Source organism: Pseudomonas sp. UBA3149 (genome assembly GCF_002364655.1).
In the GTDB taxonomy this organism is placed as follows: Bacteria; Pseudomonadota; Gammaproteobacteria; order Pseudomonadales; family Pseudomonadaceae; genus Chryseomonas; species Chryseomonas luteola.
Map to the genome: position 1 here is coordinate 299980 of NZ_DEYV01000006.1, position 23542 is coordinate 323521.

The 23542-nt window shown below is 60.0% G+C and carries 20 protein-coding genes; 9 read left to right on the plus strand and 11 right to left on the minus strand.

Annotated elements, in window-relative coordinates; translation table 11 throughout:
* Positions 1-194 precede the first annotated feature (194 nt).
* The 6 genes from B3729_RS05080 to B3729_RS05105 all read left to right on the plus strand — a co-directional run bounded on the left by B3729_RS05080 (position 195) and on the right by B3729_RS05105 (position 7084).
* Positions 195-1130, plus strand: coding sequence for a hydrogen peroxide-inducible genes activator (locus B3729_RS05080; RefSeq protein ID WP_074821121.1), 936 nt, complete (start codon positions 195-197; stop codon positions 1128-1130).
* Entirely contained in the window at positions 1127-3202 is a 2076-nt protein-coding gene (gene recG / locus B3729_RS05085; RefSeq protein WP_074821118.1) for an ATP-dependent DNA helicase RecG, read from the plus strand. Before B3729_RS05080 ends, recG begins: the two co-directional genes overlap by 4 nt.
* A gap of 85 nt (positions 3203-3287) precedes the next feature.
* Entirely contained in the window at positions 3288-4691 is a 1404-nt protein-coding gene (locus B3729_RS05090; protein ID WP_286787282.1) for an aminoacyl-tRNA deacylase and HDOD domain-containing protein, read from the plus strand.
* Positions 4692-4818: 127 nt separating this feature from the next.
* A complete protein-coding gene (locus B3729_RS05095; protein ID WP_286787283.1) occupies positions 4819-5925 on the plus strand; it encodes a Gfo/Idh/MocA family protein in 1107 nt (368 codons plus the stop codon).
* A gap of 122 nt (positions 5926-6047) precedes the next feature.
* Positions 6048-6686, plus strand: coding sequence for an SCO family protein (locus tag B3729_RS05100; protein WP_239383229.1), 639 nt, complete (start codon positions 6048-6050; stop codon positions 6684-6686).
* Positions 6686-7084, plus strand: coding sequence for a VOC family protein (locus B3729_RS05105; RefSeq protein WP_312124224.1), 399 nt, complete (start codon positions 6686-6688; stop codon positions 7082-7084). The genes B3729_RS05100 and B3729_RS05105 overlap by 1 nt, the downstream gene beginning before the upstream one ends.
* Positions 7085-7089: 5 nt before the next feature.
* On the opposite strand, the gene B3729_RS05110 is transcribed toward B3729_RS05105, so the two are convergent.
* Entirely contained in the window at positions 7090-7515 is a 426-nt protein-coding gene (locus tag B3729_RS05110; protein ID WP_150348329.1) for a VOC family protein, read from the minus strand.
* Positions 7516-7619: 104 nt separating this feature from the next.
* On the opposite strand from B3729_RS05110, the gene B3729_RS05115 reads away from it, so the two are divergent.
* Positions 7620-8483, plus strand: a complete 864-nt coding sequence (locus B3729_RS05115; RefSeq protein WP_286787284.1) for a LysR family transcriptional regulator — start codon at positions 7620-7622, stop codon at positions 8481-8483.
* On the opposite strand, the gene B3729_RS05120 is transcribed toward B3729_RS05115, so the two are convergent.
* From B3729_RS05120 to prlC, 4 genes are all read right to left on the minus strand, one after another.
* Positions 8484-10034 carry a phospholipase D-like domain-containing protein gene (locus B3729_RS05120; RefSeq protein ID WP_239383231.1) on the minus strand — a complete coding sequence of 517 codons (1551 nt, stop codon included), beginning with the start codon at positions 10032-10034 and terminating at the stop codon, positions 8484-8486.
* Between the two features lie 105 nt (positions 10035-10139).
* Positions 10140-10913, minus strand: coding sequence for a DUF1835 domain-containing protein (locus tag B3729_RS05125; protein WP_286787285.1), 774 nt, complete (start codon positions 10911-10913; stop codon positions 10140-10142).
* Positions 10913-11185: a YheV family putative zinc ribbon protein gene (locus tag B3729_RS05130; RefSeq protein WP_125888077.1), complete on the minus strand. Its 273-nt coding sequence runs from the start codon at positions 11183-11185 to the stop codon at positions 10913-10915. Before B3729_RS05130 ends, B3729_RS05125 begins: the two co-directional genes overlap by 1 nt.
* Positions 11182-13233, minus strand: coding sequence for an oligopeptidase A (gene prlC / locus B3729_RS05135; RefSeq protein ID WP_286787286.1), 2052 nt, complete (start codon positions 13231-13233; stop codon positions 11182-11184). Before prlC ends, B3729_RS05130 begins: the two co-directional genes overlap by 4 nt.
* 181 nt (positions 13234-13414) lie before the next feature.
* Between prlC and B3729_RS05140 the strand changes: the two genes are divergently transcribed.
* Positions 13415-13966, plus strand: coding sequence for a gamma carbonic anhydrase family protein (locus B3729_RS05140; RefSeq protein ID WP_010796428.1), 552 nt, complete (start codon positions 13415-13417; stop codon positions 13964-13966).
* 84 nt (positions 13967-14050) lie between these two features.
* Here B3729_RS05140 and B3729_RS05145 read toward each other — a convergent pair whose 3' ends face one another.
* Complete coding sequence (locus tag B3729_RS05145) at positions 14051-16714, minus strand: mechanosensitive ion channel family protein (protein WP_286787287.1); 2664 nt, start codon at positions 16712-16714, stop codon at positions 14051-14053.
* Positions 16715-16736: 22 nt separating this feature from the next.
* Between B3729_RS05145 and B3729_RS05150 the strand changes: the two genes are divergently transcribed.
* Entirely contained in the window at positions 16737-16937 is a 201-nt protein-coding gene (locus B3729_RS05150) for a DUF2905 domain-containing protein (RefSeq protein ID WP_219651370.1), read from the plus strand.
* A 30-nt stretch (positions 16938-16967) separates the two neighbouring features.
* Here the strand turns inward: B3729_RS05150 and B3729_RS05155 are convergent, their stop codons facing one another.
* The 5 genes from B3729_RS05155 to B3729_RS05175 all read right to left on the minus strand — a co-directional run bounded on the left by B3729_RS05155 (position 16968) and on the right by B3729_RS05175 (position 23467).
* A complete protein-coding gene (locus tag B3729_RS05155) occupies positions 16968-19328 on the minus strand; it encodes an FdhF/YdeP family oxidoreductase (protein ID WP_286787288.1) in 2361 nt (786 codons plus the stop codon).
* Positions 19329-19431: 103 nt separating this feature from the next.
* Positions 19432-19761: a four-helix bundle copper-binding protein gene (locus B3729_RS05160; protein ID WP_286787289.1), complete on the minus strand. Its 330-nt coding sequence runs from the start codon at positions 19759-19761 to the stop codon at positions 19432-19434.
* 38 nt (positions 19762-19799) lie between these two features.
* Complete coding sequence (locus tag B3729_RS05165) at positions 19800-20111, minus strand: hypothetical protein (RefSeq protein ID WP_286787290.1); 312 nt, start codon at positions 20109-20111, stop codon at positions 19800-19802.
* 90 nt (positions 20112-20201) lie between these two features.
* Positions 20202-21854: an isovaleryl-CoA dehydrogenase gene (locus B3729_RS05170; protein WP_286787291.1), complete on the minus strand. Its 1653-nt coding sequence runs from the start codon at positions 21852-21854 to the stop codon at positions 20202-20204.
* A gap of 119 nt (positions 21855-21973) precedes the next feature.
* A complete protein-coding gene (locus B3729_RS05175; RefSeq protein ID WP_286787292.1) occupies positions 21974-23467 on the minus strand; it encodes a YdgA family protein in 1494 nt (497 codons plus the stop codon).
* Positions 23468-23542: the final 75 nt, after the last annotated feature.

The following is a 23542-nucleotide window of genomic DNA, read 5'->3' on the forward strand; positions in this document are numbered from 1 at the left end:
GTTCAAAAAAGAGCAGCCGTTATGCTTGCAGGTGATAGTATTTGTTAATTGGTCATTAGCTGACCCGTCTGGCGAACGACTCGGAACGGACGACCTTCAAGCGTCGCCGTCATTTCGGAATGGCGCCTTGCCTGACACCTCGCCGAGCCTCGTGCGCCGCTGTGTATGGAAAGGCTCTAAGGATTGATTCAATCATGACCCTCACTGAACTGCGCTATATCGTGACTCTTGCCCAAGAGCAGCATTTCGGCCGTGCCGCCGAACGTTGCCATGTCAGCCAGCCGACTCTGTCGGTCGGAGTGAAAAAGCTTGAGGACGAATTGGGCATCCTGATCTTTGAACGCAGCAAGAGTGCGGTTCGCCTGACACCCACGGGTGAAAGCATTGTGGCCCAGGCCCAAAAGGTGCTGGAACAGGCCCAGGGTATTCGCGAGCTGGCCCAGGCGGGCAAGAACCAGCTCAGCGCTCCGCTGAAGATCGGCGCCATCTATACGATTGGCCCTTATCTGTTTCCCCACCTGGTTCCCCAGCTTAACCGCGTGGCGCCGGAAATGCCGCTGTATATCGAAGAGAATTTCACGCACGTCCTGCGGGACAAGCTGCGCACCGGTGAACTCGACGCCATCATCATCGCGTTGCCGTTCAGCGAGCCGGACGTTCTGACCAAGCCCCTCTATGACGAGCCCTTCTACGTCATGATGCCGGCACGCCATCCCTGGACGGAGCTCAAGTCGATCGACAACTCCCAGCTCAGCGACAAGAGCCTGTTGCTGCTGGGTGAAGGGCACTGCTTCCGCGATCAGGTGCTTGAAGCCTGTCCGACGGTGCGCAAGCATGGGGATGAAGCCAAGCATACCCAGGTCGAGTCCTCGTCGCTGGAAACCATCCGCCACATGGTGGCCTCCGGGCTAGGCGTGTCTGTCCTGCCGTTCTCGGCAGTGGAAAGTCACCATTATGCACCGGGCGTGATCGAGGTTCGCCCGTTCACCGCGCCGGTGCCTTATCGTACGGTCGCCATTGCCTGGCGAGCCAGCTTCCCGCGTCCGCGCGCCATCGAGGTGCTGGCTGACTCGGTACGCCTGTGCTCCGTGGCCCGACCTGAAGCGGCAGGAGTCGTACAACCGGCATGACCGAACTGTCTGCGATCCCGGTCACCGCGCTGAAAGGCATCGGCGCGGCCATGGCAGAGAAGTTGGCCAGGGTAGGGCTCGAGAACCTGCAGGACGTCCTGTTCCATCTGCCTTTGCGCTACCAGGACCGTACCCGGGTCGTCCCGATCGGGGCCTTACGCCCTGGGCAGGACGCTGTTGTAGAAGGCGTCGTAGCCACCGCTGATGTCATCATGGGTCGCCGACGCAGCCTGCTGGTTCGCCTGCAGGACGGCAGTGGCACATTGAGCCTGCGCTTCTTTCATTTCAGCCAGGCCCAGAAGGATGGCATGAAGCGTGGCACGCACCTGCGCTGCTACGGTGAAGTACGGCCCGGTGCATCGGGGCTTGAAATCTATCATCCGGAATACCGGGCCCTGAAGGATGACGCGCCAGCGCCTGTCGAACAGACACTGACGCCGATCTATCCGACCACCGAAGGGCTGACCCAGCTGCGCCTGCGACAGTTGACCGAACAGGCACTGGAGCGACTGGGGCCGCATAGCCTGCCAGACTGGTTGCCGCCGGAAATGGCAAAACAGTACAAGCTTGGCCCTCTGGCCGAGGCCTTGCGCTATCTCCACCGCCCGCCGCCGGACGCCGATGTCGAGGAATTGGCAATAGGTCATCATTGGGCACAGCGCCGGCTGGTTTTCGAGGAGCTGTTGACCCATCAGCTCTCCCTTCAACGCCTGCGTGAAACCATGCGCGCGCAGCAGGCACCGCCATTGCCACCTGCTAAAAAACTACCCAAACAATACCTGGCCAACCTGGGCTTCAAGCCTACCGGCGCCCAGCAGCGGGTCGGTGCAGAAATTGCCCATGATCTGGCCCAGCATGAGCCCATGCTGCGTCTGGTACAGGGTGACGTAGGGGCAGGCAAGACCGTGGTCGCGGCCATGGCTGCACTGCAGGCCATTGAGGCTGGGTATCAGGTCGCCCTGATGGCGCCGACAGAAATCCTGGCCGAGCAGCATTACCTGAATTTTCAACGCTGGTTCGAGCCTCTGGGGCTGGAGGTTGCCTGGCTGGCTGGCAAGCTCAAGGGCAAGGCGCGCGCCGCGTCACTGGAGCGCATTGCGGCCGGAACGCCCATGGTTGTCGGCACGCATGCTCTGTTTCAAAGTGAAGTCCACTTTGCCCGGCTGGCCCTGGTCATCATCGATGAGCAGCACCGCTTCGGTGTTCAGCAGCGGCTGGCCTTGAGGCAGAAAGGTGTAGAAGGGCGCCTGAGCCCTCATCAGCTTATCATGACCGCGACGCCCATTCCGCGCACACTAGCCATGAGCGCCTATGCGGATCTGGATACCTCGGTGCTGGACGAATTGCCCCCAGGCCGTACGCCGGTCAATACCGTCACCATTACCGATACCCGTCGCGAAGAAGTCGTGGAGCGTGTGCGCGCCGCCTGCCTGGAAGGCCGACAGGCCTATTGGGTGTGCACGCTGATCGAAGAATCCGAGGAACTGACCTGTCAGGCCGCGGAAACCACCTTCGAGGAATTGTCGCTGGCCCTGGGCGAGCTGCGGGTCGGCTTGATCCATGGCCGGATGAAGCCCGCCGAGAAAGCCGAGATCATGGCGCAGTTCAAGGCGGGCGAGTTGCAGCTGCTGGTAGCTACCACCGTGATCGAGGTTGGCGTGGACGTACCCAACGCGAGCCTCATGATCATCGAGAACCCCGAGCGGCTGGGCCTTGCCCAGTTGCACCAGTTGCGCGGCCGGGTAGGGCGGGGCAGTGCGGTCAGCCATTGTGTGCTGCTGTTTCATCCTCCGCTGTCGCATATTGGCCGTGAGCGGCTGGCGATCATGCGGGAGACGAACGACGGCTTCGTGATCGCCGAACGGGATCTGGAATTGCGTGGCCCGGGTGAAATGCTGGGTACCCGGCAAACCGGTCTCCTGCAATTCAAGGTCGCTGATCTGATGCGCGATGCCGATCTGCTCCCGGCGGTACGGGATGCCGCTCAGGAACTGCTGGCAAAATGGCCCGCCCATGTCAGTCCACTGTTGGAACGTTGGCTACGCCATGGTCAGCAATACGGTCAGGTCTAAATAAAAGTTTGCGACCTTTGGTCAGAGGCATTCCAGTGCGGCGCGAGGTAGTTATACTGGCTACATCTGGCCTAGCGGAAATACCATGACTGACGTAGCCCACACCTCCGAGCCAACCCCTCATGCACCAGCGCCCATCAAGGAGATGCTGGATAAGCTGGGGGTGTCCTATCGTGAAGTGAATTCCACGATGGGCCTCTCTTCCAATGCCCAACGCGTACAGGCCGTCCTGCTGGATGACTCGACTGGAGTTCTGATGGTTCTGTTTCCGCAGAACCAGCTGCTCGACCTTAACCGTCTGTCGGAATTAACCGGCCGCACGCTGACCGTCATGAAGCCTGAACGGCTGTCCCAGGCGCTGCACAAGCACGAACTCAAGGTGCTGCCGGGCTTGCCTACGTTGAGTAGTTCGCCCTGCCTGTATGACGAACGCCTGCTCAAGGAGCCCAACCTGCTGTTGGAGTCTGGCGAGGAAGATGTCTTGCTGGAAGTCTCCGTGGATGATTTCCGTCGCTTGCTGGCCGAGGCCAACCCGGGCCGTTTCGGCGAGCCGCTGCTGGACATTCAACCCAATCAGACGCGCCCGGAAGCGGACGATGCGGAAATCACCCGCGCCGTCACGCATTTCACGGCGCGCCGTATCAAGCAGCGCCTCGATGAGACGCTGGAAATCCCGCCGCTGTCCAAGACAGCTGAGAAAATCATCAAGCTGCGCGTCAATCCCGAAGCAACGGTCGATGATCTGGCCGGCGTGGTGGAAACCGACCCGGCGTTAGCCGCCCAGGTCATGAGTTGGGCATCTTCTCCGTATTACGCGGCGCCCGGCAAGATTCGCTCCGTGGAAGATGCAATCGTCCGGGTTCTGGGTTTCGACCTGGTCATTAACCTGGCGTTGGGCCTGACACTCGGCAAGACGATCACGTTGCCCAAGGACAAGCCGCAAAGCGCAACGCCGTACTGGAAACAGTCCATCTTTACCGCCGCCGTCATCGAAGGGCTGGCACGCGCCATGCCACGCAAGGTTCGTCCTGAGATGGGCATTGCCTACCTGTGCGGGCTGTTGCATAACTTTGGCTATCTGGTGCTGGCTCACGTATTCCCACCGCATTTCTCACTGATCTGCCGTCACGTGGAAGCCAACCCGCATCTGGACAGCAGCCTGATTGAGCGCCACCTGATCGGCATCACCCGTGAGCAGATCGGCGCCTGGCTGATGCGTAACTGGGAAATGCCGGAAGAGCTGGTAGCCGCGCTTCGCTTCCAAGCCTATCCGGCCTATGACGGGCCCAACGCCATCTATGCCAACCTGACCTTCATGGCCGTGCAACTGCTGCGCGCCGAAGGCATTGGCAGCGGTCCGGCACGCCCCATTCCGCCTGAGCTGTATGAGCGCCTGGGGCTGACTCCTGAAAAGGCGCAGGAATGCCTGAGCCGCATCATGGGTGCCGAGGCGGCCCTGCGCGAACTGGCGTCTCAACTGCCTCAGTAAAAACTGCAGGCTAGACGGCTTTCTTCATGAACAGTCGTCCAGCCTGAGGAACTTCACCCCTCGCTTGCTTGCCGACAGAAATAAGGGTCAGGCTTTTCGCCTACCCATCGAATGGAGGACAAGCAACATGCCAAGTGCAGAGGGCAAGATCCGTTATGCGGTTGTCGCGGGTGGCTGGATTTCCCAGGGTGCGTTCATGCCGGGTGTCGGCCAGACCAGCAATTCGGTCATGACGGCGTTGGTGACAGGCGATCCGGTCAAGGCCGACGAACTGGCCAAACGGTACAACCTCAAGAGCTATCGCTACGAGGACTTTCCGGCACTGCTGTCCTCCGGTGAGATCGACGCCATTTACTTGGCTACACCCAACTTCCGCCACCGCGAATTTGCCGTACCGGCACTTGAGGCAGGTATCCACGTGCTGCTGGAAAAGCCCATGGCCACCAGCGAGGAGGACTGCAAGGCCATTATCGAGGCGTCCAAGAAGTCGGGTGCCAAGCTCATGATCGCTTACAGGCTGCACTGCGAGCCGGGGACGGTCGAGATGGTCGAGCGCATTCGCAAGGGCGACATTGGCGACCCACGTATCTTCACTTCCATGTTCGCCCAGCCTTTAGACCCGCAGAATCATCGCGCCCTGAATGGTTACTGGGCAGGACCGGTACCGGACATGGGGCCATATCCGCTCAATGCCGTTCGCAACCTGTTTGGTGACGAGCCGATCGAAGTGCATGCTGTAGGGGTCAATACACCCGGGCGTGACATCACGACCTATGACGCAGTGTCCGTCACCCTGCGCTTCCCTCAGGAGCGCCTGGCGCAGTTTACCGTTAGCTACAGCGCACCCAATACCGAGCGCTTCCAGGTAGTCGGCTCGAAAGGCGAAATCGAGGCGTCGCCCTGTTTCGGTTTTGGTGAAGGTGTAGCTATCACCTATCGTGCGACCATCGAGGGTGAAACGCAGGAACATGAACATCCTGTTGTCGACCAGTTTGGTGGCGAGACCGAGTATTTTTCCGACTGCATCCTGAATGATCGGGCACCTGAAATGGACGGCGATGAAGGCTGGCGGGACATTCGGGTGTTGGCTGCCATCGAGCGGGCGCTGGAAACCGGACAGACCCAGACGCTGGAGCCATTGCCGCCCCGCCAGGGTCCTACTCAGGCGCAGGTGCGTACACTGCCGCTCGCCAAGGTGCCGGACTACATCAATACCACCGAACCTACCACCTGATGATGTTACAGGCCCGCGAAGCGTCTTGAAACGCTTCGCGGGTCGATCCGGCCTGCTGACGGTGCGAGGCGGGCCTACATCCAGTACCCTGATGCACATTCCGTTGCTCAAGGTTGTCCGTCATGACCAATGCTCGCCGTCTCGTTCTTATTCTTGCCATCTTTCTTGCCGTGATTGCGGTGGCAGCTCTCGGCTACCGCGCCTATCGAACCGATGCGGCGCCAACACCTGCCGAGCTGATGGACGCGGGCATCGTCATGCTGCCTCAAGGCAAGGCACTTCCTGCACTCAACTTTACGAATCAGGACAAGGAAGCGATTACGCTCGACTCGCTGAAAGGGCAGTGGCGATTGATGTTCTTCGGCTATACCTTCTGCCCGGACGTCTGTCCGGCGACCCTGGCGCAGCTCAAGCAACTGTTCACCAAACTGCCTGAAAAGGATCGCAATGCGCTGGGCGTAACGTTTGTAACCGTCGATCCTGCCCGGGACACACCGGAACGGCTGAAGCAATACGTGGCGTTCTTCAACCCCAGCTTCAAGGCTCTGGCAGGCGACATGGCCGACACCCAGACGCTGGCCAATACCGTCGGGATTCCCTTCATTCCGGCCGATACCACCCAGCAGAGCTACACCGTGGACCATGGCGCCAATCTGGTTCTGATCGACCCGAACGGCCGTGCTGTCGGTTATGTACGCCAGCCCATGCAGCTGGATCTGTTGGCCCAGCAATTGCCACGGCTGATGGAAGCCAAGCGCTAATGACTATACGCTTGCTGATCAATCTGGATGTCGACGACCTGGAGCGCGGCATCCAGTTTTATACGCAGGCGCTGGATCTGACGGTGCAGCGTAAGCTCTATGATGAACACGTCGTTGAGCTAGCCGGGGCAGATGTTCCGATCTATCTGCTACAAAAGCCAGCGGGTAGCGAAACCGCAGGACAGGTGCGCCAGTACGGCCAGCACTGGACACCTGTACATCTCGACGTTGTAGTCGATAATCTTGATGCTGCCCTGGCAAGGGTGTTAGCCGCCGGGGCTACATTGGAGGGTGACGTCCGGCGTTCGGCATTTCGAGACATGGCCGTGCTTCGTGATCCTTTTGGCCATGGCTTCTGCCTGCTGCGCTTTTATGGCGAACCCTATAGCGACGGCTAATAGCCTCACTTGGCGAATAGTTGATCGATGTCCTTGAACGCCTTGAACTCCAGCGCGTTACCGCAAGGGTCCAGCAGGAACATGGTGGCCTGTTCACCTACTTGTCCCTTGAAGCGCACGTAGGGCTCTATTACAAACGCTGTTTCACGTGCCTTCAGGCGATCCGCCAACGCTTCCCACTCAGCCCAACCCAATACGACACCAAAGTGCGGCACAGGCACATCATGGCCATCCACAGGATTGGTATGGGCATGTTCCTGCGCCGCGGTACGCGGGTGTTCGTGAATCACCAACTGATGGCCAAAAAAGTCGAAATCGACCCATTGCTCGCTGCTGCGACCTTCAGGGCAACCAAAAACGTCACCATAAAAATGCCGGGCGGCCGCCAGGTCGTACACAGGAATAGCCAGGTGGAAAGGGGAGAGCGCCATGAGAAACCTCATCATGTTGGGCAAGACCCTATTGTCAGCCACAAGCGTTTCGATGGAAAAACGAATATTCTTGCTGCCGAGCAGCAAATATTTTGAGGCTGACAGTGCTTCGGGAATTGAAGACCTTTATTGCAGTTGCACGACATGGCACCTTTTCAGCGGCTGGGCGACAGGTTGGCCTGACGCAGTCGGCAGTCAGTGCACAAATGCGCCAGTTGGAACGCGACCTGGGCGTACGGCTCTTTGACCGGACCGGCCGCGCGGCGCTGCTCAATGCTTCCGGCCAGCAAGCGCTTCCGCTGGCGGAGCAGATCCTCTCGCTGTACGAGCAGATGGCGGCCCCCACAGATGTCGCCCACTGGCAGGGTGAACTAAAGATCGGCGCAATCGCCACGGTTCAAACCGGCGTGCTGCCCGAGGCGCTGATGCACTTTCGCCAAGATGCTCCCCAGGTAGACCTCAAGCTGATTCCTGGTGTCTCGCTGCAGCTCCTGGGCCGTGTGGACGCTGGCGAGATCGATCTGGCGCTACTGATCAAACCGCCATTTGCCTTACCCAAGGAGCTGGATGAAATTCCGTTGGCCCAGGAGCCATTCGTGCTCATCACGCCCGCCACGTTGCCAGGCGACGATCCGCTGGCCTTATTGGCAACACAGCCCTTCGTTCGTTATGACCGAGGCTCCTTTGGTGGCCGACAGGTGAGCCGGTTCCTTCAGGAGCACCGGATTACCGTTCGCGAAGCGCTAGAGCTTGATGAGCTGGAAGCTATCGTCAGAATGGTCGAGTGTGGCCTGGGGGTGGCGTTGATTCCTCAGGCTGGTCTGCAGCTGGCTCAGGCGCGCGTGCGCACGCTTTCCCTAGGGCCGCTCACGTTTCACCGCGAGCTGGTCGCCATTTGCCGCCGGGGGCTGCGCAAGCAAGCGGCGCTGTCGTTCTTTCTGGAATGCGTAAAGGCGGCAAAAGGCTGATCAGAGCATACGCTCAAGGCCTACTGCACGCACGATCCAGGCGTTGAATCGGCGCCACAATCCGCCAGGCTCATGGTCCAGCTCATACAGTTTGCCGTCGCGTTCTTCCAGCCAGATCAGCTTGGTTGTTCCGTCGCGGTCGACCCGCTTCACCTGATAGCTGACACCCAAGGCCATACCATCGAGAATCAGCTGACGGACCCGGCCGGCAAGGGCAGGGCTGTCTACCATGATGCCAACCTCGGTATTCCACAGGATAGAACGCGGGTCGAAGTTGAAGGACCCGACAAAGGTATGCTCACGGTCAATCACCATGGCTTTGCTGTGCAGGCTGGAAGCCGACTGACCAAAGCTATAAGGCGAGGCATGCAGACCCTTTTCCGGGCGGTTGCGCATTTCATAGAGCTTGATGCCCTGCTTGAGCAGTTCGTCGCGGTACGGCGCGTATCCGCCATGAACAGCGGGAACGTCCGTTGCCTCCAGCGAGTTGGTCAGCACGCGAATATCTACCCCCTCGTGGGCTTTCTCACCCAAGTATTCCACTCCTGTCTGGGTTGGAACGAAATAGGCAGAGACCAGGAAAAGCTCCTTGTGAACGTCGTCAAGGCTGGGCATCAACTGAGTCGTCAGTAACAGATTTCGGTCCGGCTCGCCCTCTGCCAACACTTTACGTGGCGCGTCCCAGAGCGCCTTGCCATTGGCCCAGGTCAGCTCATGAAGCCAACCCTCCATTTGCGGTGCAGTGTCGTAACGGCGCAACCGGTTGTAGAGCGCCGAATCCTTTACCCGCTCGCTGTCCAGGTAGCGCTTGAGCCCCGTGCGCATTCGAGTCAGCGCGTGAGCCGTGGGCGGGCGGCGCAGAAAACCTGTAATGGGCTGGCTGATCTCGCTGTTCCAGTATTGGTCGAAGCTTACGCCGAGCTGATGGGCGACAGGACCCGCTCCAAGCAGGTCGAGGTCCGTGAAATTCATTTCGGGCTTGGCATCGAAATACTCATCCCCTAGGTTGCGACCGCCTACAATGGCTACGCTGTTATCGGCAAGCAATAGCTTGTTATGCATGCGGCGATGCTGCTGCGACAAGTGCAGGAAGCGCCCCATGTAACGCGTAACGCCGGTACTGCGACCGATATGCAGCGGGTTGAAGACGCGCACTTCGATGTTGGGATGGGCTGCCAGCGCCGCCAGGGCATAGTCATTACCATCGCTGCTGGTGTCGTCAAGCAGGAAGCGAATCCGTACACCACGATCAGCAGCGGCCAACAGCTCATTGACCAGCATGCGCGTGGTCACCCCATCGTGAACAATGTAGTACTGAATATCCAAACTGCGCTGGGCCATGCGGATCAGCTCGGCGCGAGCGGTAAAGGCGTCGGTGCTGGACTCCAGAAGGCGAAACCCTGATTGTCCGGGATGCTTGACGGCCTGCCGTTGAAGCACACTGTTGAGGTGCGTGCCGGCTGGCGCGAGCATGGAGGAGGGAGTTGGTGTTTGGACCTGAGCGCAACCCGTCAACAGGACGAAGGACAGCAGTAATAAACGGGCGTACACAGATTCCCTCCAGGTCGAATGCGTATCCCTTCGACGCTTGCGTTGCGGTTAAATTCAGAAGATCAGGGCAGAAGGCCATGATAAGGCCGGCCTGTGCCTGTCATTTCAGACCGTTGGCAGGCAGACCATTTGCTGGGAGTAATGCCCCTTTTCAGGCCCTTGCAGAACAAGGAGGCCTCTATGAGCCAAATCGCGGGCACGCCAGCCTAGAAAGGTATCCGTCGCGAAAAATCCTTCGCTGCGTATCATGACTTCGGCTATCACTCGTGCGAGCGGTTGCCATTCTGGCGTGCAATGCTGGAGGAGGATAGTGTCGACCGTTTCGTAGTCGCTGTACCAAAAACTACCGTCTAACCATCGCCTGATACCGGCCTTGGCTTCGACTGCCTCATGCCAGGCTTTAGCCAGATCCTGTTGCTGCTCGGGCAGGATGAGGACAGGGCTATACAGTTGCTTCAACAACTCAGGTGAGCATTGGCCAACCGCACGGCGAGTCTGTACATCGCTACGATGTGTTCCACATGGAACACTGTATAGCGCAACAGAAGAATCATGCAGAGCGGCAGCGATACGACAGAGCAAGAGTTGTTCGGAAGCACTGTCGCCGTGCCAGACAGTAATGGGGCGATTGCCTTGTGCTGCATGCTCAAGCCACGTGGCATCGTCCGCCAGTTGGCGGGAAAAGTCGGGAGCGGGAACATCGTCTGGCCAGACGGCCTCCCAGAATGCCGACCGAACCGGACAGGGCGGCTGATGTACATCCACCAGCGGCCCTACGGCCAGATCGTCACGCATTATCCGTAGCGATGAAGTGGCCTCGGTATCAATCACCTGACGGACACCTTCAGCCGCGACATCACCACAGACAACGTGCCACATCAGTCAGGCTTGTCCTTCTTGAGCTTGGGATTCGGAAAGAACTGAGCCACCTTGACCTGAGCCGTGGCAGGCTTTGGCTGCTTGGGCGCATTGACGCGCGTAGGCAATTCCTTGGGAACCGAATTGCCGCGCTCGTCCAGCGTATCCCCATAGCCACAGGAGGCGCACTCGCGATGCGGTACGCCATCCTCATTCCACATCTTCATCGTGTCTACCGATTGGCAGGCGGGGCACACGGCCCCGGCGATGAAGCGTTTTACCGGTCCGCTCATGCAGCCTCCTCGGTAAGACCGGAGTGGCGTAGCAGCGCGTCGATGCTGGGCTCACGGCCGCGGAAGTCCACGAACAGCACCATCGGCTCAAGCGAACCACCACGAGCCAGGACGGCCTCACGGAAGGCGCGGCCGGTTTCAGCATTGAACACGCCTTCCTCCTCGAACTTGGAGAAGGCATCGGCTGACAGGACTTCCGCCCACTTGTAGCTGTAGTACCCCGCGGCATAACCGCCAGCAAAGATGTGGGCAAAGCTATTGGCGAAGCGGTTGTAGGCCGGCGGACGCATAACCGAAACTTCATCGCGGATGGATTCCAGCACGTCGAGTACGCTACGGCCATCGCCGTGAGTGGCATGCAGCTCGAAGTCGAAGAGCGAGAACTCCAGCTGACGCACCATCATCAGTCCAGACTGGAAGTTTTTCGCAGCCAGCATTTTGTCCAGGAGTTCTTGAGGCAGTGGCTCGCCGGTCTCGTAATGGCCGGAGATCAATGCCAGACCTTCCGGCTCCCAGCACCAGTTTTCCATGAACTGGCTCGGCAGCTCGACCGCATCCCATGCCACACCGTTGATGCCGGAAACACCTGCATGCTCAATGCGGGTCAACAGATGATGCAGGCCATGACCGAACTCGTGGAACAGGGTGGTCACTTCATCATGGGTCAGCAGGGCAGGCTTGCCACCGCTGGCCGGGGTGAAGTTGCAGACCAGGTAAGCAATCGGGTTGATCAGCTCGCCCTGAGCATTGCGGCGCTTGTCACGGGCACCGTCCATCCATGCGCCGCCACGCTTGTTGGCACGGGCATAAAGGTCGAAGAAGAAGCGGCCAACGTGCTTGCCGTTCTCGGTAATCTCGAACAGACGAACATCGGGATGCCACTTATCAAAGCCCTCCTTGATTTCGCTGATCTCAATACCGTAGAGCTTTTGTACTACAGCGAATAGGCCGGAGAGAACCTTGTCGACGGGGAAGTAGGCACGGAGTTCTTCCTGCGACAGGGAGTAACGTGCTTGACGCAGCTTCTCGGCAAAGTAGCCCGTATCCCAGCTCTTGAGTTCAGCTACGCCATGCTCTGCAGCAAATGCCTTGAGCTGATCCAGGTCACGCTGGGCGAAGGGCTTGCTGCGCTGAGCCAGATCACGCAGGAAGCTCAGGACCTGTTCGCTGGACTCGGCCATCTTGGTCGCCAGGGACAGTTCGGCGTAGTTGGCATAGCCCAGCAGGCGCGCCAGCTCCTGACGCAGGTCAAGAATCTCTTCCATCACTGGGCCGTTGTTGAACTGGCCGGCATTGGGGCCTTGGTCGGAGGCACGGGTGCAGTAAGCCGCATAGACTTCCTCACGCAGGGCACGGTCGTCGGCGTAGGTCATCACGGCGTAGTAGCTGGGAAATTCCAGATTGATCAGCCAGCCGTCGAGCCCTTTGGCCTGGGCGGCAGCAGCCATCTGGGCCTTGGCGGAATCTGGTAGACCCGCCAAAGCAGATTCGTCAGTCACATGCTTGGTCCACGCCTGGGTAGCGTCCAACAATTGGTTGGAAAACTTGCTGGACAGCTCCGATTTGCGCGACTGGATCTCGCCGTAGCGCTTCTGCTGTTCAGGCGGCAGATCGATACCCGATAAGCGGAAATCACGCAGAGCGTTGTCGAGAATCTTCTTCTGAGCAGCGTCGAAGCCCTTGGCCTCTTCGCTTTCAGACAGTTTCCGGTAGGCCTCAAAAAGGTCCTTGTTCTGCCCGATCTCCGTGGAGTAAGCAGAAAGCTTGGGCAGGCAGGCCTCGTAAGCGGTACGCAGATCAGGGTTGTTACATACGGCATTCAGATGAGTAACCGGGCTCCATGCCTGGCCCAGACGGTCGTTCAGCTCGTCGAACGCCACGACCAGACCTTGCCAGGTTGGGTTTTCCTTTTGGGTCTTCAGCAACTCGGCAATGGCGGCGCGGTTGTCTGCCAGGATCTGATCAATGGCCGGCTCGACAAATTCAGGCTTGATCGCGGAATAGGGTGGCAGATCGTAGGGCTGTAACAGAGGATTGCTGGCGCTCACGGTGTTCCCCTCAAGGATATATACGGGTAGCTTGAGCCCCACGCCGACCGGGATACGGCTATGCTGCCTCAAAGGACGCATTGGCCGAGTCTGCCCAGTCAACGAAAGGCTCTCAAAGAAGACTATATGGAGCCCATCTTAACCAGACTCAAGGCTCGCCTGATTAGAAAAGGTATCTATCGTGACCATTCGCACTTACCAGAATAAAACGCCCGTGCTGGGCGAACGCGCTTTTGTCGATGCCACCGCTGTGGTCATTGGTGACGTGGAGCTGGGCGCAGATAGCTCCGTCTGGCCGCTGACCGTGATTCGCGGTGACATGCACCGCGTGCGCATCGGTGCCCGTACCAGCATTCAGGACGGCAGCGTGCTGCACATCACCCACGCCGGCCCATACAACCCGGACGGCTATCCTCTGATCGTAGGCGATGATGTGACGGTCGGCCACAAGGTCACCCTGCACGGCTGCACCATCGGCAATCAGGTCCTGGTGGGGATGGGCAGCATCGTCATGGACGGGGCCGTGGTGGAGAGTCAGGTGATCATCGGTGCCGGTAGTCTGGTGCCGCCCGGCAAGACACTGGAAAGCGGGTTCTTGTATGTGGGCAGCCCGGTCAAGCAGGCGCGCCCGCTCACGGAAAAGGAGCGTAGCTTCTTTGAATACAGCGCAGCCAACTACGTGAAATTGAAGGATCAACACCTTGCCGAAGGCTACGACCAACACGACGCCTGAGCCGCAGCGGCAATGAATTTACGGTTGGGAAGAGGAAGAGCGCTTTGCCGGAGCACAGCGCTCTTCTTCCTATCAGCCAAGCCCTCAGGCGTCGGGGCTTGGCTGGTTGCTGGGCAGATGGTTACCGTGTGGCAGGGGCGACCGATCCGTGGCAGCAGTCTCGCTTGGCATGACCAGATAGGTACGTGGGTCGGCAATGGTGATACCCAGCTCGCGGAAGCGCTTGAGGATGCGGCGGTTGGTTTCGCGCTGCACACCCCAGCGGCCCTTGTCGATACACCGCATCTGACCCAATACCGTCACCATAGAGCCGTCGACCGCGTCCACCCCCCAGACCTCCAGATCATTGATGATCAGATCCTTGAAGGCCGGGTCCTGTCGCATTTCTGCACCGATAGCTTTCAACTCGTCGAAGACCTGATCGATGTCGGTGTTGTAGCCCACATTGATACGAATGGACGCGTTGCCGATTCCACGGTTGATATTGTTGACCGTCGAGACTGAGCTGAACGGCACGATATGCAGCGAACCGTCACCGGCCCGGATACGTACCGTCCGAATCGACAGGTACTCTACCGTACCGGAGACGCCTGCCACGGTGACCCAGTCCCCCACCTGCATGGCGTTTTCCATCAGCAGGAAGATACCGGTAATGAAGTCCTGCACCAGTTTCTGCGAGCCGAAACCGACAGCCACACCGATAATACTGGCACCAGCCAGCAGCGGCGTGGTGTTGATACCGATCTGGCTGAGTGCTGTAAGGCCGACCACCAGCACGATAATGATGAGCAGGAAGCTGCGTAGCATGGGCAGGAGCGTACGCAGGCGCGCAGCCCGGACCAGATCCCCCTCGTTTGTCCACCGCGTCAGACGCCGCTGTACCGAGGCGTTGGCCGACTCCCAGACAACAATCGCCACAAGAGCCGCCACCAGGATCGTCAATACGGCAGAAAGCAGACTGCGCCCTATGGTGCCACTGGCAAACCAGCTCAGCGCGTCAAGGCCCCAGAGCTGAAACAGGACAATGACGGTGCACACGGTGATAGTCGCGGTGATCAACCGGCGGGCAAGCGGGTAATAACGATCAGCCAAGCGGCTGCGTACAGACGAGGCAGGCGTATTGCTCTCATCTGAAGGCGCGTCGGTCTTGGGTTGAAAAGCACGCCCTACTGCGCCCAGGACGAGGATCGCCAGCAGCCGCGCTGCAATGACCACCGCCCCCGATAGGGCAATAAAGTTGATCAGCTTGGGAAAGCCGTTCTCGACACCCAGCGCCCACACCACCCACAGCCCGATAACGAATGCTGCAGCAAAGAAGGCCCAGACGAGCGCCAGCCAGTTACGCAGGGCGGCCACCGGCCCGGTTGCCTCGGCAGGTGCTTCGATCAACGCACCGACCGGCTTGCGGACCTTGAAGATAAGCACGACCAGACAGAGGTGAACCAGCAGCGAGAACAGTTTGACGATTGCCAGATGGCCCGCCCGGCCTGCGCCCAGCGCCTCGACTGCCTCAGCCAGGGCGATACCGAACGCCGCCAGCACAACGGTGAACCGTATCCAGGTTTCCAGAGTCCGGGCGATATCGGTTCTGACGCGGATGATGCGCATCCCGTGGCCTATCGGCGAGATCAGCAGGCGAACCACGGCCATGCAGACGCGCACTGTAACGTAGGCGCCCACGAAGCCCTGAACAACCGTCATGACGCTCTGTTCATCACCCGACAGCGCCCGCATGATCAGTGCCGCTGCACCAAAGAATAACGCCAGCGGCAACAGATCAAAGATTAGCGAGCCCAATGCATAGGGCAGGTGACGCAGGGTACTCCAATGCTCGCCCGGCATGGCGGCATGCCGGGGTGAAGCAGCTGTATCATGGCTAACGGTATCAACAGTCGCCTGCTGTTGGGATTGGGCTGCGGAGTCGGAGGCGGTACTGGCAGGGCCACCCTTGGCGGCATTTGTCGCACCGACCGGTACGGCCTCGATCTGCTCGACGCCATCACGCGTCGTCTGTACCAGCGCCACTTCTTCGCTGGCCGGGCGAATACCGCCCACTTCGGCAGCGTTGGCAACAGCTGCCTGCTCGGCCTGTTCCCGCTCGGCCCGCGCCCTGGCCTGGGCCTGAGCCAATCGTTGCCTTTCATCCCGCTCGGCCTGCTCGAGTCGGGCGCGTTCATCTGCTTCTTCAGCATGCTGGATCAAGGCGCGGCGGGGTCTGCCCAACAGGTAGCGCAACCCCCATTCAAGGGCGAGGCCTACGCCGAAAACAATGGTCAGATCGACCAGCGCCTCGCTCAGGATATGCTTGCCCTGGCCACTGGCGGAATGGGTTCGTAACCACACCGGGAACGCCAGGACGGCCTGTTTGATCTGGTGAAGCTGATCTTCCAGCCCATCACCCCACCGACTGACCTGACGGAGCGTTCTGGCAATCAAACCGTTCGCTTCGATCGCCACGGCAGCAGGTGCTTCGGCAGGGGCCGCGGTATCGGCAGCAGTATCGTCCGCCAATTGATCATCGGACTTCGCTGCATCGGCGTCCTTGGCTGGGGCCGTGTCGGCAATCGCCTTGAGGGCCCGCACCGCCTCGGCGCGCTGCTGCTCATCCTGCAGTACGCTAACAGCGCGGCGAGCATCGCCTGGAGAAATGGTTTCATCACCCGTGGCGGATTGATCGGCCGCCAGGGCGTGGCCTAGAGAAAGGATTAAAAGGAACGCAAGGCACAGTCGCGAAATCTGTTTAGGCATGGCTCTTGAATCGGATGATGATATGTCTCGTACCCTGATCGTCATAGGACTGCTGATAGTTGCCGTCGGCCTGTTATGGCCCTGGATCGGACGGCTACCGCTGGGTCATTTACCGGGCGATATCGTGATCAAACGGGAGAACGTCTCGTTCTTTTTCCCTATCACCACCATGATTCTGATCAGTGCGGTGGTATCCGTTGTGCTGTGGCTGATCAATCGCTGAGCCCTGCCGGACCGCCAGGGCTCAGTTCACTTATACCGCGCCCACTCCGGCCGGTGAGGCCGGCTCGGACGGGACGTTGCGATCCTTCACCACGGCGATGACCTTGCGCAGCCGAATCGGAATGGATTTGGCGGCAGGCACTTTGCTGCGCTCCGCGTAATGCCAGAGCGGAATCAGCGGATTGCATTCGGGGTAGTAGCCACCGCAACAGCCCTCGGGGATGTCGTACGGGGTCACCCGGAGTGGGCCGACTTCCCGGTGTACGCCATCGTCCACCGCAGTAATAGCCTGGATCATGTCGCCTTCGGCCAGCCCGTGGCGGGCCATGTCACGACGGTTCATGAGGATGACCGCCCGCGTCCCATAGACGCCGCGGAAGCGGTCGCTGTAGCCATAAACGGTGGTGTTGAACTGATCATTACTGCGCAGCGTCATCAGTTGCAGCACGCCCTGCTTTTTGAGATCAGGCTCGATGTCATCATCGGGTGTGAGCTTGTCGGGAGTGATGAAGTTGGCCTTGCCGGTCTCGGTGGCCCACTTGCGCTCGGAGGCACCGAGTGGACGATGGAAACCGCCGGGCTCCAGCATCCGCACGTTGAAGTCATGGAAGATATCGGGATAGCTCTCGGCGATGGCGTCACGGATCAGACTGTAGTCGGCGACCCAGGCATCCCAGTCGAGCCGGGGATTGGGCTCCAGTGTTGCCTTGGCCAGTGCCGCCACGATGGCGGGCTCCGATAACAGATTAGGCGCCGCCGGCTTGGCAACGCCGCGCCAGGCCCGGATACACCCTGTGCTGTCCTCGGTGGTATGGCGCTGCTCACCGGTGGCCTGCACATCGATTTCCGTACGGCCCAGGCATGGCAGGATATAGGATTTCTCACCGTGCACCAGATGGTTACGGTTGAGCTTGGTGGAAATCTGCACGGTAAGCCTGAGCTTGCGCCAAGCCGGCTCCATCAGCAGTGTTTCCGGAACGGCCCGTACAAAGTTGCCGCCCAAACCGATAAAGGCCTTTACCTTACCGCTGACAATGCCTTCGCACGCCTCGACGGTGTTCACGCCGTCATCCTGGGGCGCCTCGAAGCCGAACTGCTTCTTGAGGTTTTCCGCCGGGACGTGGCTGGCCTTCTCGGTGATTCCAACTGTACGCTGCCCTTGCACGTTCGAATGACCACGAACGGGCAGGATACCGGCGCCTTCCTTGCCCATGTTGCCGCGCAGCAGCAGCAAATTGACAAGCATCTGGATGTTCATTACGCCCTGGCGGTGCTGGGTAAGCCCCATGCCATATACGCCAATGACGCGCTCGCAGCGGGCATAGACCATTGCCGCCAGCTCCATGGCACTGCGGGTAAGGCCGGAACGACGCTCCAGCTCTTCCCAGGTATAGCTGCGAATCTTCGCTTCGAAAGCCTCCAGGCCATGGGTATGCTGTTCGATAAAGTCCACATCCAACACGCGTGGTTTCCCGGCGGCACGCGCCTGGTCGTCCATCTCGAACAGCTTTTTGCACATCCCGGCCATGGCCGCAATATCACCCCCGATGGCGACCTGATTGTAATGGGTGCTGATGGTGATTTCCTTGCCGGTCGCCATCTCGGTCGGGGACTGCGGGTTAGTAAATTTCTCCAGCCCGCGCTCACGGATCGGGTTAAAGGTAACGATAGGCGCGCCGCGCTGACGCGCCTCTTCAAGCTGGTGAAGCATGCGCGGACTGCTGGTACCGACGTTCTGACCGAAGAAAAACAGGCCGTCGGTTTTTTCCATGTCGTTAAGCGTCACAGTGGCCACCGGCACACCAATGCTTTCCGGCAGGGCGATGGAGGTGCTCTCGTGACACATGTTGGAGCTGTCGGGCAGGTTGTTTGTCCCATACATACGGGCAAACAGCTGGAACATGTAGGAGGTTTCCAGCGCCGCCCGGCCCGAGGTGTAGAACACCACGTCGTTTGGGTCGGCCATGGCCCTCAGCTCATCGCCAATCTCGCGAAAGGCAACGTCCCAGCGAATCGGCTCGTATCTGTCCGTCTCGGCGTTCCAGCGCAGCGGGTGAGTAAGTCGGCCCTGTTGCTCTAGGTCGTAGTCACGCCAGTTGAGTAATTCCGTCACGGTATGCTGCGCGAAAAAATCAGGTCCGCAGCGGTTGCTGGTGTTTTCCCAGGCGGTGGCCTTGGCCCCGTTTTCGCAGAACTCAAAAGGGCGGGCCGGGTGGGGTTTGGCCCAGGCGCAGCTGACGCAGGCAAAGCCTTCGATCGGCTTGTTTTGCTTGAGTAAAAGAAGACCGGAGCCGACAGGCGACTTCTCACGGATCAGGATATTCGCGACTGAGAAAGCTGAACCCCAGCCACCAGAGGCTGATTTATAAGGCTTGAAACGAGGTTTGTTCACGCGTAGCTCCTTGCAGGCAGATGGCCGCTGACCTTGTCAGCTCACGGTTGGCCACATTCCAAAGCGAAAGGGCCCGGCGCCGGAGCGCCGGGGTACGGATGGATCAGGCCGCCATGCGCTCGCATTCTTCCGCGCAGCTCAGGCAAGCCTTGGCACAGGCCTGGCAGTGGTCCATGTCATGCTTGGCACACTCTTCACCGCAAGCACGGCAGGCCTTGGCGCACAGTGCACAAAACTCCTTGGCCAAAGGGCTCTCGCGCTGCATCAGCACCGCTGCCAGGGCGCACAGGTCGGCGCAGTCCCGGTCAAGCTGGATACAGCGTGCCATCATTTTCACGTCTTCTTCCCGTAGGCACGCCGATGCGCACATTTCGCAGACGAGGGCACAGTTGGAGCAGGCTTTGATGCAGGTGTCGTAAGCAGAAGTCGTCATGATCGTTCTCCGTTTGAAATAAGGGTTAATCGATGGGCTCAAACGGGCACGGCCTTGGGAGGTGGATCGGGCAGGGAGGGGTATACGGAGTGGTAGAAGGACGGCGCGTAAGGGTCCGAAGGAAGGGGCGCGCGGGCAAAGGTTAGTCGTACCGCAGCAGCCTGTGCCGGAACGCAGCAGCATGCCTTGACCATCAGGGTATTCTGAGAGGCAGGAGAGGGCGACGAGTGGCGAACGTCAATCTGTTCGGCCTGCATGAAGGGGCACAGAGATCCGGGCGCACGGCATGCCTGGGCGTAGCCACTTCCAAGGAAGAAGCCCAGCAACAGCACCAGAAAGGAGGCGCGCATACCCATGCCTGTCGTCACCTGCTTGTACACGATACAGGTATGAACCGCAGGAGCCGCCCAAGGTTTCATCCCTGGGCAGGAAAGCTGGCGCTATACCATCAAGGGTGCGCTGCGGCGCAGGATTGCCTCATGCGCCACGCCCAGAGGCAGCGTGCCATAGACATAACCGTGGCGCTCGCCCAACCGGCTGGCCAGAAAGGCATCGCTTACCTCATGGTTGCCCGCATCCAGCAACAGACGCGCCTGGAGGGCCAGGGCGATGCTCTCCGTGACCTGTCGGGCGCGGTACGGCAGATCATCCTGCTCAGCCAAGGCGGCCTTCAACCGCGCTACATGGGTTTGCAACCGCACATCTCCACGGCCTTCATCCAGATGTTGGAACAGGACGGCCGCCACATCCGGATCGCGCGACAGCGTACGAAGCACATCCAGACACTGCACATTGCCGGAGCCCTCCCAGATGGAGTTCACCGGCGCCTCGCGATATAACCGTGGCAGGAGGCTGTCCTCGATATAGCCCGCTCCGCCCAGGCACTCCTGCGCCTCGTTGATAAAGGCGGGAGCCCGCTTGCAGATCCAGTATTTGCCCACCGCTGTGGCCAACCGCGCGAAGGCCCGTTCGCCCGTATCGTCCGGCTGATCCAGCGCTTGCGCCAGACGCAGCGTAAGTGCCAGGGCGGCCTCGCTTTCCAGGGCCAGGTCAGCCAGAACATTTTGCATGAGCGGCTGCTCAATCAGCCGTTTGCCACTGACCTGCCGATGGGCGCAATGGTGCATGGCTTGCGTAAGCGCCTGCCGCATGAGCGAGCTGGAGCCAATCATGCAGTCGAAGCGGGTCATCCCCACCATGGTCAGAATATTCGCCACACCACGGCCTTCCTCGCCGATCAGCCAGGCCAGCGCACCGCGGTACTCCACCTCGCTGGACGCATTAGAGCGGTTACCCAGCTTGTCCTTGAGCCGCTGGATGTAGAATTGATTGCGGCTGCCGTCCGGCCGGAAGCGTGGCAGCAGGAAGCACGAGAGCCCTTGGGCGGTCTGTGCCAGCGTCAGGAAGGCATCACACATGGGCGCCGAGCAGAACCACTTGTGGCCAACCAGTTCATAGGCCTCGCCCGGGCCAGGGGAGCCCACAGGGTGAGCCTGAGTGGTGTTGGCGCGCACATCAGTGCCGCCTTGCTTCTCGGTCATGGCCATGCCAAGTGTCACACCGCCCTTGGTCTCCATCGGCGCATGGGACGGATCGTAGACACGCGCCGTGACCTTGGGAAGCCAGCGCGCAGCCAGCTCCGGCTGGTGCAACAGGGCCGGTACGCTGGCAAAGGTCATCGTCAGCGGGCAGCTCGTACCGGCTTCAGCCTGATTATGCAGGTACATGAGGCCTGCCCGTGCCACGTGCGCGCCAGGCTGCGGATCGGTCCACGGCAGGGAAGGGATACCGTGCTCGACGGCGGTACGCATCAGCTCGTGGTAGGCAGGGTGAAACTCGACTTGGTCGATACGATGACCGTACCGGTCATGGCTGTGAAATTCGGGGGGATACCGGTTCGCCAGAAAACCGGCCGCCATCAGAGGTCCTCCCGCCAGCGCCCCATAGACGCCAAGACGGTCATCCGCCCAACCACCGCGGTAGCGGTGTATCCACTCCTGAAGTGGCGTATCCAGCCGATAGAGATTGACTCCTTCCAACGGCGGGACCTGATTGAACACCTCGTGCGTTTCGGCGAACTGACTCCACAACATGGCGACCGCTCCCTGACTAAGGTGGGTTAGTTATAGCGCCATTGTCCGGGAGCGGGGAGTGCTATTTGCCGAGACCGATGAAACGCGGCGGCATCAGCCAGCCACCGCGTGCACCAGAATCACTGTTCGCTCGGCGCCAGCGCTGACATGGTGATAGCCGCCAGCGCGGTGTTCTGCATCAGCATGGCGAACTGCTCCGGAGTCATTTTCTGGCCGTTGAAGTCGACCATGTGGTCGGCATAGTTGAGCGTAGCGACAATGTCATCGCCTTCCACCCGAGCCATCTGCGACGACGCCGCCATGTCGCCTATTGCCTCACCTGCCGCCTTGGCCTCCTGGGCAGCGTCGGCAGCATCCTGGGACGGATCGCGCTTGAGCGAGAGCAGGTCGGCGATCATCGGCTTGGAAAGGCGAAGCTGCATATCCAGCCGGCTGATCATCTGCTGGTACACCTCGGCGGGCGACAGATGGCCGTATTCCGCCGGACGCGTCAGGTTGACCGCCATGTTGAAGCGGCTCTCGCCGTGAGCGGTCTTGAAGGACAACTCGTCCAGCGTGACCACGGGATTGGCCGCCAGCAACGTACTGCCAAAGGCCTGCATACGGGCCCGCTCTTCCGGCAGCATCGCGGGCATCTGCTGGGTTTCCGGATCGATTTGGACACGCTCGGCATACTGCGAATAGGTGGTCGCTATGCCTTGCAAGGCTGCCGCATCGATATCCCTGAAGCTCAGGGACATACGGCCACTTCCTACCTCCTTACCGTCAACCGTCATGCCACCCAGTGTGTAGTGGATGGTATCGGCGAGCCGCAGGCCGTGCTCCTGCAGATTGTCCTGGGCAGTGATATCGCGCATGACTACCGGTGGAAGGGTGTCTCCCTGGATCTGCATCGACTGAAGGCCCAGGTCCGAGCGGCCCGTATACAGCCCGCTCTGTCCCAGGCTGCGATCGGCGGTAACACGCATGCCTTTCAACGTCGTGCTGACCATCGCTCCGTTTTTGGTCGGCGAGGTCAGCACCAGGCTGTCCGCCGACAGGTCGAGCTGATAGCGTTTCAGCTCAAGGTCAGTCTTGAACCCAAGCGTTGCCCCAGCGAAGGCTACGTGTCGCTCATCCTCATTAAGCTCGAAGGGCTGCAGCGTCAGCGTGCCATTCACCTGCTGGTCGTAACCAATTACCGCTGTGCCGTACGCGGGTACCGCATTGTTGGCAGCCGTGAACCAAGCCTGCAGGCTGGGGCTGGATTCCAGCGCAAAATGGCTGCTGGCCATGACCGGCGCCAGCTTGAAGGAGGCCAGACGGGACGCAGGGAAAGGGCCGTGCTCCAGGTGGTCGACCATGAGCACTTCAATCGGCGTGTCCAATCCCAAGCCGCTACCCGGCAGAACGATGCGGTAATGGGCGGTACTCTTGAAGAGTCCCTTGTCCAGGCTGACCAGTTCCATATGCGCCGATTGATCAGGTAGCGTCTTGGCCCATTGTGCATTGGTCTGGTCAATGGCCTGGTTGAGCGCACCTTCCAGTTGGGTACTTGTATACCAGGCACCGCCCACAGCGACCGCTCCAACGACCAGGGCAATACCGACAGCAATTCCAGCTGCTTTTTTCATGAGAGAACTCGTATAAGGGGTGAAAATCCATTTTCAGCCGGTCGAGCGCCAGCGGCGCGGCCAGTCGAAAGGTCC

Excerpts from the sequence above, each read along its gene's own strand:
- B3729_RS05090 (WP_286787282.1), top strand. The coding sequence starts at position 3,288 with ATGACTGACGTAGCCCACACCTCCGAGCCAACCCCTCATGCACCAGCG.
- B3729_RS05100 (WP_239383229.1), top strand. The coding sequence starts at position 6,048 with ATGACCAATGCTCGCCGTCTCGTTCTTATTCTTGCCATCTTTCTTGCC.
- B3729_RS05160 (WP_286787289.1), bottom strand. The coding sequence starts at position 19,761 with ATGACGACTTCTGCTTACGACACCTGCATCAAAGCCTGCTCCAACTGT.
- recG (WP_074821118.1), top strand. The coding sequence starts at position 1,127 with ATGACCGAACTGTCTGCGATCCCGGTCACCGCGCTGAAAGGCATCGGC.
- B3729_RS05125 (WP_286787285.1), bottom strand. The coding sequence starts at position 10,913 with ATGTGGCACGTTGTCTGTGGTGATGTCGCGGCTGAAGGTGTCCGTCAG.
- B3729_RS05145 (WP_286787287.1), bottom strand. The coding sequence starts at position 16,714 with ATGCCTAAACAGATTTCGCGACTGTGCCTTGCGTTCCTTTTAATCCTT.
- B3729_RS05105 (WP_312124224.1), top strand. The coding sequence starts at position 6,686 with ATGACTATACGCTTGCTGATCAATCTGGATGTCGACGACCTGGAGCGC.
- B3729_RS05095 (WP_286787283.1), top strand. The coding sequence starts at position 4,819 with ATGCCAAGTGCAGAGGGCAAGATCCGTTATGCGGTTGTCGCGGGTGGC.
- B3729_RS05165 (WP_286787290.1), bottom strand. The coding sequence starts at position 20,111 with ATGCGCGCCTCCTTTCTGGTGCTGTTGCTGGGCTTCTTCCTTGGAAGT.
- B3729_RS05150 (WP_219651370.1), top strand. The coding sequence starts at position 16,737 with ATGTCTCGTACCCTGATCGTCATAGGACTGCTGATAGTTGCCGTCGGC.
- B3729_RS05175 (WP_286787292.1), bottom strand. The coding sequence starts at position 23,467 with ATGAAAAAAGCAGCTGGAATTGCTGTCGGTATTGCCCTGGTCGTTGGA.
- B3729_RS05170 (WP_286787291.1), bottom strand. The coding sequence starts at position 21,854 with ATGTTGTGGAGTCAGTTCGCCGAAACGCACGAGGTGTTCAATCAGGTC.
- B3729_RS05110 (WP_150348329.1), bottom strand. The coding sequence starts at position 7,515 with ATGGCGCTCTCCCCTTTCCACCTGGCTATTCCTGTGTACGACCTGGCG.
- B3729_RS05080 (WP_074821121.1), top strand. The coding sequence starts at position 195 with ATGACCCTCACTGAACTGCGCTATATCGTGACTCTTGCCCAAGAGCAG.
- B3729_RS05130 (WP_125888077.1), bottom strand. The coding sequence starts at position 11,185 with ATGAGCGGACCGGTAAAACGCTTCATCGCCGGGGCCGTGTGCCCCGCC.